The organism is Proteus sp. fly-1067, from assembly GCF_040139345.1.
Classification (GTDB): Bacteria; Pseudomonadota; Gammaproteobacteria; order Enterobacterales; family Enterobacteriaceae; genus Proteus; species Proteus vulgaris_B.
The window spans coordinates 1-8,967 of sequence record NZ_JBEEUL010000024.1 but is presented as its reverse complement, the minus strand read 5'-3'; the positions used below and the strand labels follow the sequence as shown (position 1 = coordinate 8,967).

The window sequence follows — 8,967 nt, the reverse complement described above, 5'->3', positions numbered from 1 at the left end:
CAGAAAATTAATTATTTTTGCGAGGATAAAATGGCAAAACTGCGTGAACTGATTATTAAAATTTCTGCTAATTCTTCTTCGTTTCAATCTGAAATAGCGCGGGCTTCGCGTATGGGAGAAAACTATTATCGGATCATTGAGCAAGGCGGGCGACGCGCCAGTGGCGCATCTCGTGAAATGCAACGTGCTATCCATGATCTAAATGGTGAGTTATCCTCCATTAAAAATACCGTATCAGGTGTTGCGGGTGCATTTGCAGGGGCTTTTGCAACACAGCAACTTATCAATTATGCAGACACATGGAGTCAACTTAGCGGTCGATTAAAATTAGCGTCTACCTCGATGGAAGATTTTAAACAAGCACAGCAAGAGTTAATGACGCTGAGCCAAAGAACGGGCACATCGATTGCAGCGAATACGAATCTATACAGCCGTGTTGCACAATCCATGCGTGATGCGGGTTATGCCTCAAGTGATGTTGCGAAAGTCACCGAAACCATTGCTACCGCATTAAAGCTCTCTGGCGCCAGTGCTGAAGAAACCAGCTCTGTTATTACACAACTAAGCCAAGCATTAGGTTCGGGAGTTCTTCGTGGTGAAGAATTTAATGCCGTCATGGAGAATGGTGGGCGATTAGCAAAAATGCTGGCTGATGGTATGGGAACGACGATTGGTGGTCTGCGTGAAATGTCGCAAAATGGACTACTCACGATGGATAAAATTGTTCCTATCCTGACGAATACACAACAGTTACGAGCCGAGTTTGAGCAATTGCCAGCCACGGTAAGTGGGTCTGCACAGAAGATTGAAAATGCGTTCATGGCATGGATTGGCAATGTTAATGAAACATCAGGTGCCACTCGCACACTATCAACCGCAATGGAGGGGATCGCGAACAATATTGATGGTATAGCCTCTGTTTCTGGTGTGTTAATTGGTCTAGGTCTGGCACGTTATTTTGGTGGGTTAACAACAAGTGTGGCGAATGCAACCATTGGGGTTGCGCGTGCAACAAAAAGTGAAATAGCCCATGCTCAAGCTCAATTGCAAGGTATAAAAATATCAACGGCTCGAGCAAGAGCGGCAGTCTATCGGGCTCAACAAGCAAGGTTAGCAGCACAAAGTGCAGAGCAACAAGCATTAGCTGAACGTCGATTAGCTTCCGCGCAGGCAACATTAAATCGAAATATATCAGCAAGGCGCACTGCTCAAGAGAATCTTAATCGAATCACATCGACAGGATCTCGATTAATGAGTGGTGCCATGGGGCTAATAGGCGGGATACCCGGACTCGTTATGGCAGGTGCTTCTGCTTGGTACATTATGTATCAGAATCAAGAGGAAGCGAGGCGTTCAGCTCGTGAATATGCTGAAACTATTAATCAGGTACAAGAGAATTTAAGAAAGATGACTCTTCCTGATGTATCTGACAATTACGATAAAACGAACGATTCACTCATTGAACAAAATAGGCTGGTTACAGAGCAAAAAGGTAAAGTTGATGATCTAGAGAAACAAATTAGAGGTTACCAGCAGATACTTGCATCACCTGGGCCTAAGATGGGTGATTTCATGATAAATCATCTAACTAGTGAAGCTGATGTTGTTAATCAATTAGCTGAAGCTGAAAAAGATCTTGCAGCAGAAAAAGAACGCCTCATTCAAATGCAAGAGAAATCGACAGGAATTCAGTCAGCATTAAAAAACATTGAAGAACAACGAGTATTCTTAATTCGACAACAGGCTTCAGAGCAAAACAAAGCCCATCAAGCCTTGTTGTTTATGAATGCTGAGCAAACGAAGTTCAATCAGATCATGAATATTGGTAACAACATGCTTGCTACTCGGCAGGCACTCGTCAATATTCCTATGCGTATTCCTAATGCACCACTAGATGATAAACAGCAAACGCTAATAAATAACTCTGAACGAGAGAAAATTCTCTCTTCATTAACGGGTGAAGCTAGAGTTATTAAACAAGCCGAATTTTCTGCCGATGATGCGGGGTTAACCAATACGCCTGAGCATGCCGAAAATCGCCAGAAATATATTAATAACCTAGTGACTGCTTTTCAAAATCGAGAAAAGCTAAATGAATCTCTTAAAACAGGAAAGGCAACACAAAGCGCCTATGAAAAAGCGCAAAAAGAAGCTGAAAGAACCGCAGAACAATATGAGCGGAAGATAGCAGATTTAAGTGTGGCAACAGAGGTTCAGAAGGTTAGGGCTTCACAAGGCGAAAAAGCCGCTTCTCTTTATGCTGCATCACATGAAAATGGGGCTAAATGGACTGATAAGCAGAGAGAGGCAATTGAACGTTCATCTGTTGCTCTCGCAGAATGGACGCAAAAAGCAGATGATGCCGTCAAAAAGCATCGTGATATGGAAGAGGCTCGCAAAAAACTGCAAGAAGCCACAGTCAAATTTAACGATGAAGCTACGTTAGCGACCCAAACCAATAGCATGAGTTCTCGAGAAAAAAGCTACTTTGAAGAAAGTCAGCAAATAGACCGTATCTACAATGAATCTGCAAAGAAAACAGAAGATATTGAAGCTAGATCTAAAGCATTAGATGCATTAGATCTTAAGTATCGAAATATAGCTCTCGCTGAATCTGACTGGACCGCAGGTATAACACGTGGAATGAAAGATTGGGTTCAAGAAAGTGGTAACTATGCTTCTCAAACAGCCTCTGCTGTTCAAAATGCAATGGGAGGAATGGTTGACACGATCAGCGATAAATTAAATGGTAATAAAGCCAGCTGGAAAGATTGGTCTGTTAGCGTGTTGAAATCTATTCAGAATGTACTCATTAATGCGGCAATAGTGAATAGTCTTAATGCAATGGCTGGTGCTGGTGGTTGGATGGGTGCTGTTGGTGGATTTTTAGGTGGTGTTGCCCATGCTAAAGGTGGGGTACATAGTTCAGAAAGCCTTGGTTCTTATAGTAATCAAATCGTTAGCTCACCCACTTATTTTGCCTTTGCTAAGGGGGGCGCACCTAATCTCGGACTTATGGGCGAGGCAGGGAGTGAAGCTATAATGCCATTAACTCGAACTGCAGATGGCAACTTAGGGGTTAGAGTTGTTGGTGGTAATAATCAGGGCGCTACTTCAGCACCACAGGTTTACATTACCATTGACGGTAATGGTAATTCAGAAACTCAATCAACGAATGGGTTTGAGCAGTTTGGTGCGGAGATTGGCCGATTTGTTGATAGCCGTTACCGAGAGTTAATGTCTAAAGATATTAGGCCGGGTGGTTTAATTTGGAATGCAACTCGAGGAGGCCGTTGAAAATGGAAACATTCACTTGGTGTCCGCGTGTAAATCCAACTGAAGATGTGTCTTACAACACAAGAAAAGTCAAGTTTGGGGATGGTTATGAACAAGTTTCTGGTAATGGTTTAAATTCACGCAGTCAGAAATGGTCAATGGAGTTTGTGGGGGATGAAGATTACATTTCAGCTATCCGTCGCTTTATTGATAAGCACGCAGGAATAAAGTCGTTTTTCTGGAAACCACCTCTTGAGCCTCTTGGATTGTATCGTTGTGATGAACACAAACTCATTCCAAATGGCGCAGGAAATTACACCCTTTCTTTGGTTTTTATTCAGGCATTTAAATCATGATCACAGCTGATTATCAAAAATTAGAGCCGGGCAATACTGTCCGGCTTTTTGAAGTTGATGGTACAGAATTTGGTGTTCCTAATATTCTGAGATTCCATGCATACAATATTCCCATCACGGAAGAGGAAATGCAAAAGGCTAAAGGAGAAATAGAGGCTAAGTCTATTTGGTGGCAAGGGAATGAATATGGGGCATGGCCAGTTAAAATAGAAGGGTTAGAGTCCTCTACAACGGGATCTAGTGCTAATCCTAAATTATCAGTGGCTAATTTAGATAGCTCAATAACCGCATTATGTCTGCATTATGATGATATGTTGAAAGCAAAAGTGATTATTCACGATACACTTTCTCATTATCTCGATGCAGAAAATTTTAGTGATGGGAATGCTTCTGCAGATCCCACCCAAGAGCGAGTATCTGTCTTTTATATTGATAGTAAAAGCGCAGAAACAAATGAATTTGTTGAATTTACACTGGCAAGCCCAATGGATTTACAAGGTGTGATGATACCCACTCGGCAACTACATTCAATGTGTACGTGGTGTTTACGAGGGCAATATAAATCGGGAGATGGGTGTGATTATGCAGGGCAAAATGGTTATTTTGATAAACAAGGTAATCCTGTTGATGATCCATCACTAGATAAGTGCAGTGGTTTATTGAAAACGGGGTGTGTACCACGATTTGGTAAAAATAATCCTCTTCCTTTTGGTGGTTTTGTCGGAACCTCATTGTTACGGAAATAATAATGATGCAAAAGAAAATACGAGAGGCGATATTTTCTCATGCAAAAAAGGAATATCCCAAAGAAGCATGTGGCGTTATCGTACAAAAATCCAGAGTAAAGACGTATTTACCTTGCGTAAATGTAGCTAAAACACCTCAAGAGCACTTCGTTATTTCTCCTCAAGAATATGCATTATGTGAAGACGAAGGCGTCGTTATTGGTATTGTTCATAGTCATCCAGATGCCACGACTCAACCTTCTGAGTTAGATCAGGCTCAATGTGATGCACTGGGTATCCCTTGGTATATTGTCAGTTACCCCGAGGGGGATTTTCGTGAAATACTTCCTCGAAGCGAATTTCCTCTTATTGGTCGCCCATTTGTGCTTGGTTTTACGGATTGCTGGGGCCTAATAATGAGTTATTTTAAGCAGACACATAATATTGCATTACCTGATTATCGTGTTGATTATCCGTGGTGGGAGCAAGGTGAGGATCTCTATATGGATAATTGGCAAGAAGCGGGCTTTGTAAAAGTAGAAGGTGAACCACAAACAGGTGATATGGTAGTTATGCAGGTTCAATCCAATGTTGCAAATCATGCCGGTATTATTCTGGATGATGGTATGTTATTGCATCACCTTTATGGGAGACTAAGCCAACGAGTTCCTTATGGTGGTTATTGGCGAGATAGAACAATTATTATATTGCGTCATTTATCATTAATTAAATAAAAAGTATTTATTTCTATATTTGCCTTTCATTCTTATTATCAAATTATTAACATGATCACGTTTAATTATAAAAACTGATATGGAGTGATAATGAAAAAATTTGGTTTTTTTACATTTGCTATTGGTGTTATCAGTATAATTATCGGATTGATAATATTAATGAATATTAAAACGGAATATGATTCTATTAGATTATTTCCTAATGCCGTAGTTTCTATGTCCATTGGTTGTTTTTTAACTTTAATAGGCTCTATTTTTGCAGGCTGTGGTGCTATTGTTGAAGAAATTAGAGGAGGTAAATCATCTCTTACTAATAATCAACAAATAAATAATCAATCAATTGAAAGTGAATTTTTTGATATAGGTAAATGGTCTGCTTCTAATTTTGTTATTAGAGGAAGTGATGGACTGAAATTTGATGAAGAAGCAGTAACTAAATTCGTCGAAGAAATGAAAAAATCAAAACCTACATATAACGGAGCACAGTTAATAGCATTTTATAAGATGGACATAAACGCTATAACAAACGGTTTTCCAGAATCATTAAGATCAAAATTTACTGAAGATTTTGAAAATAAAGTAAATCATTAATCATTCAAATATCTTAAATATAACCCGCTAAGTGCGGGTTTTTTTATGGAGTTTTTATGCAAGAAGAAAAAATGGTAACGATAGAGTTAAGCGGAATATTAGGCAAAACATTTGGTAAAACTCATCAACGCATAATTACGACAACATCAGAAGCAATCAGAGCACTTTGTTGTACCTTAAATGGATTTGAACAGTATTTAAATACCAGTAAATCACGAGGATTAACATTCGCTGTATTTAAAGGGAAAAAGAATATCGGTGTTGATGATCTTAATTTCCCGATATCAGAAGAAATTATTCGTATCGTTCCGGTTGTGATGGGGAGTAAAAGAGGTGGTGTTTTTCAGACTATTTTTGGTGCCGTCCTTGTTGCTGCCGCTATATGGTTACCTTGGGGATCAGCATTATGGGCCAGTAACCTTTTATTTGCTGTTGGCGCATCAGTAGCTATCGGCGGTGTTATCCAAATGCTTTCACCTCAACCGAAAGGTCTAGCAATGCAAGATCAGGGTGAAAACAAACCTTCGTATGCGTTTGGCTCTCCTACTAATACCGTTTCTCAAGGTTACCCTGTACCAGTGCTTTATGGCGAAAGAACTATTGGTGGTGCCATCATTTCGGCTGGTATTTATGTAGAAGATCAGCAATAAATCTATTTGGAATAATCTAATGAGAAAAACAATTCACGGTCAAAAAGGGGGCGGTGGTAGTCCTCGTGTGCCTGTTGAACAACCCGATGATTTACAATCTATTGCTAAAGCAAAGTTACTCATTGCATTGGGTGAGGGAGAATTTGCCGGAGAGTTAACGGCACAAAATATCTTTCTTGATGGCACACCGTTAGAAGACACTGAAGGAAATGCAAATTTTAGTGGTGTAACGTGGGATTTTAGATCAGGAACACAAGCACAGACTTACATTCAAGGATTGCCTAGCGCTGAAAATGAAATCAATGTTGGCTCAACGATTTCGAGTAAAACACCGTGGGTTCATACATTTACTAATTCACAATTATCGGCTATTCGGATTCGTCTAAAGTGGCCCTCATTATTCAAGCAAGAAGATAATGGGGATCTGGTGGGTAATGAAGTTAAATACGTCATTGATTTACAAACCGACGGTGGTAGCTGGAAAACTATTATTGACAGTGCCGTGAAAGGAAAAACGACTTCGGGTTATGAGCGCGCGCATCGAATTGATTTGCCTGAGTCGAAAACATCATGGTCACTGCGTGTTAGAAAGGTATCTAATGATGCTAATAGCAGTAAAATCGGTGATACGGTTGTTTTGCAAAGTTACACTGAAGTCATTGATGCTAAATTCACCTATCCTCATACAGCGTTACTTTATGTTGAATTCGACTCTAAACAATTCAACGGCTCTATTCCGCAAATAACGTGCAAACCGAAAGGGCGCATAATCCGAATACCCTCAAATTACAATCCTATTGATCGCACCTATACGGGGGTGTGGGATGGTTCCTTTAAATGGGCATGGACCAATAATCCCGCATGGGTTTTCTACGATATTGTCATCTCCGATAGATTTGGTCTTGGACAACGAATAAATCAACAACAGATAGATAAATGGGAGTTATACCGTATAGCACAGTATTGCGATCAATTGGTACCCGATGGAAAAGGTGGTGACGGCACAGAACCTCGTTATGTCTGTGATGTTTATGTGCAAGATAGAAATGAAGCGTATAACGTGTTACGTGACTTTGCCGCCATCTTTCGAGGAATGACCTATTGGGGGGGCGGTCAGATTGTGACATTAGCGGATATGCCTCGTGATATTGATTATAGCTATACCCGAGCTAATGTGATTGATGGAAAATTTATTTATTCAAGCAGTAGCAGTAAAGAAAAGTATTCCACAGCATTGGTTTCGTATTCAGATCCGCAAAATGGGTATGCTGATGCAATGGAGCCGGTGTTTGAACCTGATTTAGTTTCTCGGTTTGGGTTTAATCAATTAGAAGTTACCGCAATTGGTTGTACCCGACAAAGTGAAGCAAACAGAAAAGGGCGCTGGGGAATACTGACAAACAATAAAGACAGAATGGTGACATTCTCTGTCGGGTTAGATGGGAACATTCCGCAACCCGGTTACATTATCGCTGTTGCTGATGAACTGTTGTCAGGAAAAGTCACTGGCGGTCGAGTAAGTGCCACCGATGGCAGAAATATCATGTTAGATCGCGTTTCAAGTGCTGTAAGTGGTGATCGCTTAATTCTCAATCTTCCTTCAGGGCAATCGCAAGCAAGAACGATACAAACAGTATCAGGGAAAGTGATCACGGTTACAACGGAGTACAGTGAGACACCAGAGACAGAATGTGTTTGGGTTGTCGAATCAGAAGAGCTGTATGCACAACAATATCGCGTTGTAAGTGTCACTGAAAATGAATCTAATCAATTTACTATTACCGCCATTCAGCATGAACCAAGTAAATATGAACATATTGATTCTGGTGCGGTGATTGATGAAAGGCCCATTAGTGTTATTCCTCCTAATAATCAGCAAGCCCCGAAAAATATTGTCATCGACTCTTACTCAATCGTAAGCCAAGGCGTTAGCATTGAAACGATGCGAGCACAGTGGCTACAAGTTGAAAACGCAATCTCTTATGAAGCGCAATGGCGTAGAAATGAAGGTAACTGGGTCAATATGCCTCGTAGCTCCATTAACTCTATTGAGGTTCCTAATGTTTATGCCGGTCGATATTTAGTCCGTGTTCGAGCCATTAATGCTTCTGAGATCTCAAGCGGATGGGGATATTCTGAAGAAAAAACGTTAACAGGCAAAATGGGTAACCCACCCAAGCCAGTTAACTTTAGAGCATCACCGTTGGTATTTGGCATTAAGTTAGATTGGGGATTTGGTGAAAACACCAGTGATACGTTAAAAACTGAAATTCAGTACAGCAAAACCAATAATGGTGAAGGTCTAATGCTGTTATCTGATGTTCCTTATCCATCTAAAACCTATGAAATGGCGGGTTTATCAGCTGGTGTAGCGTTTTATTTTAGGGCAAGGCTGGTGGATAAAACAGGTAATCAATCCGAGTGGACTGAGTTTATTCGGGGAGAATCAGAGTTTGATGTAGGTACGATATTGCCAGAGCTTGATGGACACTTCATGTCATCAGAAGCCGGCCAGCAACTTAGTGAACGCTTGGATTGGAATGCTGAGACAGCGCTTCTTCTTAGTAACGCTGATTCTCAACTATCACGTAGTTTGCTGGTGAAACACGGTCAATCACAGGCTGGGATCAAAGAG

Annotated in this window: 7 protein-coding genes; all 7 read left to right on the top strand. The window is 40.6% G+C overall.

From position 1 onward, the window contains the following. The first annotated feature begins 30 nt into the window (after positions 1–30). Positions 31–3,297: a phage tail tape measure protein gene (locus ABN217_RS18425; protein WP_349459747.1), complete on the top strand. Its 3,267-nt coding sequence runs from the start codon at positions 31–33 to the stop codon at positions 3,295–3,297. After that, the gene (locus tag ABN217_RS18420) at positions 3,294–3,632 is read left to right on the top strand and encodes a phage tail protein (RefSeq protein ID WP_349459746.1); all 339 of its coding nucleotides are present in this window, start codon (positions 3,294–3,296) and stop codon (positions 3,630–3,632) included. Before ABN217_RS18425 ends, ABN217_RS18420 begins: the two co-directional genes overlap by 4 nt. Beyond that, a complete protein-coding gene (locus ABN217_RS18415) occupies positions 3,629–4,378 on the top strand; it encodes a phage minor tail protein L (RefSeq protein ID WP_229579062.1) in 750 nt (249 codons plus the stop codon). The genes ABN217_RS18420 and ABN217_RS18415 overlap by 4 nt, the downstream gene beginning before the upstream one ends. Before the next feature lie 5 nt (positions 4,379–4,383). Continuing rightward, positions 4,384–5,091 carry a C40 family peptidase gene (locus tag ABN217_RS18410; RefSeq protein ID WP_349459748.1) on the top strand — a complete coding sequence of 236 codons (708 nt, stop codon included), beginning with the start codon at positions 4,384–4,386 and terminating at the stop codon, positions 5,089–5,091. A 90-nt stretch (positions 5,092–5,181) separates the two neighbouring features. Further along, the gene (locus tag ABN217_RS18405; RefSeq protein ID WP_196736217.1) at positions 5,182–5,682 is read left to right on the top strand and encodes a hypothetical protein; all 501 of its coding nucleotides are present in this window, start codon (positions 5,182–5,184) and stop codon (positions 5,680–5,682) included. A 56-nt stretch (positions 5,683–5,738) separates the two neighbouring features. Then, on the top strand, positions 5,739–6,332 hold the full coding sequence (locus ABN217_RS18400; protein ID WP_250916519.1) for a tail assembly protein: 594 nt from the start codon (positions 5,739–5,741) through the stop codon (positions 6,330–6,332). A 19-nt stretch (positions 6,333–6,351) separates the two neighbouring features. Beyond that, positions 6,352–8,967: TipJ family phage tail tip protein (locus ABN217_RS18395; protein WP_349459745.1), on the top strand; the 2,616-nt coding region annotated here is incomplete at its 3' end.

Bases quoted from the DNA above. Each gene is read 5' to 3' on its own strand.
- ABN217_RS18410 (WP_349459748.1), top strand. From the start codon at position 4,384: ATGCAAAAGAAAATACGAGAGGCGATATTTTCTCATGCAAAAAAGGAA.
- ABN217_RS18415 (WP_229579062.1), top strand. From the start codon at position 3,629: ATGATCACAGCTGATTATCAAAAATTAGAGCCGGGCAATACTGTCCGG.
- ABN217_RS18405 (WP_196736217.1), top strand. From the start codon at position 5,182: ATGAAAAAATTTGGTTTTTTTACATTTGCTATTGGTGTTATCAGTATA.
- ABN217_RS18400 (WP_250916519.1), top strand. From the start codon at position 5,739: ATGCAAGAAGAAAAAATGGTAACGATAGAGTTAAGCGGAATATTAGGC.
- ABN217_RS18425 (WP_349459747.1), top strand. From the start codon at position 31: ATGGCAAAACTGCGTGAACTGATTATTAAAATTTCTGCTAATTCTTCT.